Genomic DNA, 1,969 nt, shown 5'->3' with positions numbered 1-1,969 from the left:
GAGATCGAGCGAGAACTGCTGGCCGGCACGCTGGACGCCGGCATCGTGGCCGCCCGCGCCGCGCCGGCCGGGCTGGAGCAGCACCGGCTGTACGAAGAGGCCAACAGCCTGTGGGTGGCGCCCGGCCATCCCTGGCATGCCCGCGCGGGCGACGAATCGGCGCCGCTGCGGCTGGAAGACGCCGCGCTGGTGACCGACCCCTACGTCGACACCCTGCCGCCCGCGCTGCTGCCAGTGCCGCCCGCGGCGGGCAGCGCGCGGGCCGACAGCCTGGAAGGCGTGGCGCTGCTGGTGCTCACCGGCCGCCATGCGGGTTTCCTGCCCGACCACTATGTGGCCGGCACCGCCGCGCTGCAGGGGCTGCGGCGGGTGCAGCCGGCGCGTTATGCGCACCGGCAAGGCATCGTGCTGATCTGCCGCCGCGGCAAGGCCACGCCGGCCTTGCGGCGGCTGATCCGCGCGCTGGCGGCGCCGGACGCCGGGGCGTAGCGGCGCGGGGCGTTGGGGCGTGGCGCCCGTCGGGCACCGGGGCATCGCGCCCCTGGGCATCTCGGCAGGCAGCGCGCAGCGCCCAGAAGCCCGGGCCTGCCCATGCCACTCAGCGCCTCGCCGGCAGCTCCGCCTGCGGCCAGCCGCCCTCGGCCAGCATCGCCGCCACCACCGCCTGCAACTGCTGCCGCACCGCCTCGCCCGCCGGTTGGCCGGCGGCGGCACGGCTGCCGCACACCGCCAGCGTGCGGGTGAAGGCGCGGCCGGCGATCGGCCGCCAGCTCAGGCTGGCCGGGTCTTCATGCTCGAAGGCCGACCAGGGCAGGATGGTCCAGGCGATGCCGGCCTGCGCGGTGGCCACCATCACCTGCGCAGCGGCGCTTTCGGCCACCAGCCGGTAGCGCAGGCCGGCGGCGTTGCACAGCTGCTCGATGCGCACCCGGATGGCATTCGGAAAGGCCGGCAGCAGCAGCGGCAGCGTGGCCAGCTGCGCCACCGCCACCGCCACTTCCACCGGGCCGGGCGGCACGTCGCCGGGTGGCCCCACCAGCATCAGCTCTTCGGTCACCAGCGGGTGCACGTCCAGCCGCGCATCGTCGCCCGGGTGCACCGCCACGCCCAGGTCCAGCAGGTGGCGCTGCAGCATCTCGGCGATGTAGGCGGTGGAGCCTTCCACGATCTCCAGCGTCACGCCCGGGTGGGCCTCGCGCAGTGCGCGCAGCAGCGGCACCGCCACCCGGCGCGCAGTGCTGGCCGGCAGCCCCAGCCGCACATGGCCGGCCACCTCGCCGCCTTCCTGGCGCACCAGCGCCGGGATGTCGCCGGCCTGGCGCAGCAGGGCCTTGGCCTGTTCGTACAGCCGCCGGCCGGCCGGCGTGGGGCGGGCGCCGCGGGCGCCGCGTTCCAGCAGCGGCAGGCCCAGCTCGGCCTCCAGGTTGGCCACATGCTGGCTGAGCGAGGGCTGCGCCACGTGCAGCGACTGTGCGGCGGCCGACAGCCCGCCCAGCTCCACGATGCGCACGAAGTACTTGAGCTGCCGCAGGTCCATGCCGCCAGTATGCGCTGCGAGCCATCGCAAAAAGCGATGACTGCATCGGCAAGCCGTCTGGCTGCGCCATTGCGGCGGGGCGGGGCGCTTCCTATAGTGGGCCGATACCTGCAGCAGGCCCGTTGCGCCTGCGCATCAGCCGGATCGAGCGCCCCATGAATGCCGTTGTCACCGAAGCCCCCCGACCCTTCGTCGAGTTCGCCGCCCGCCTGCGCCCGCAAAGCGTGCTGCGTGCGGCCATCACCTCCGCCTATCGCCGGCCCGAGCCGGAGGCCGTGGCGGTGCTGCTGGAGCAGGCCCGGCTGCCCGCGGCCCAGGCTGCCGCGGTGCAGGCCTTGGCCGGCCAGCTGGCCACGCGGCTGCGTGAGCGCAAGTCGGCCGGCGGCCGTGAAGGCCTGGTGCAGGGCCTGGTGCAGGAGTTCTCGCTCTCGT

At 75.2% G+C, this 1,969-nt stretch carries 3 protein-coding genes; 2 read left to right on the top strand and 1 reads right to left on the bottom strand.

Annotated features, from left to right (window positions below; all coding sequences use genetic code 11):
* Window positions 1-489 (top strand): LysR substrate-binding domain-containing protein (locus ABNT58_RS28840; RefSeq protein WP_348756785.1); only part of this gene is annotated, 489 nt, incomplete at its 5' end.
* Window positions 490-598: 109 nt separating this feature from the next.
* On the opposite strand, the gene ABNT58_RS28835 is transcribed toward ABNT58_RS28840, so the two are convergent.
* A complete protein-coding gene (locus ABNT58_RS28835; protein ID WP_348756784.1) occupies window positions 599-1,537 on the bottom strand; it encodes a LysR substrate-binding domain-containing protein in 939 nt (312 codons plus the stop codon).
* A gap of 155 nt (window positions 1,538-1,692) precedes the next feature.
* On the opposite strand from ABNT58_RS28835, the gene ABNT58_RS28830 reads away from it, so the two are divergent.
* On the top strand, window positions 1,693-1,969 hold a 277-nt coding region (locus ABNT58_RS28830; RefSeq protein WP_348756783.1), incomplete at its 3' end, for a hypothetical protein.

This window comes from uncultured Aquincola sp., from assembly GCF_964001545.1.
Classification (GTDB): domain Bacteria; phylum Pseudomonadota; class Gammaproteobacteria; order Burkholderiales; family Burkholderiaceae_C; genus Aquincola.
This window is presented reverse-complemented; position numbering and strand designations above follow the sequence as displayed.

Bases quoted from the DNA above. Each gene is read 5' to 3' on its own strand.
- ABNT58_RS28835 (WP_348756784.1), bottom strand. From the start codon at position 1,537: ATGGACCTGCGGCAGCTCAAGTACTTCGTGCGCATCGTGGAGCTGGGC.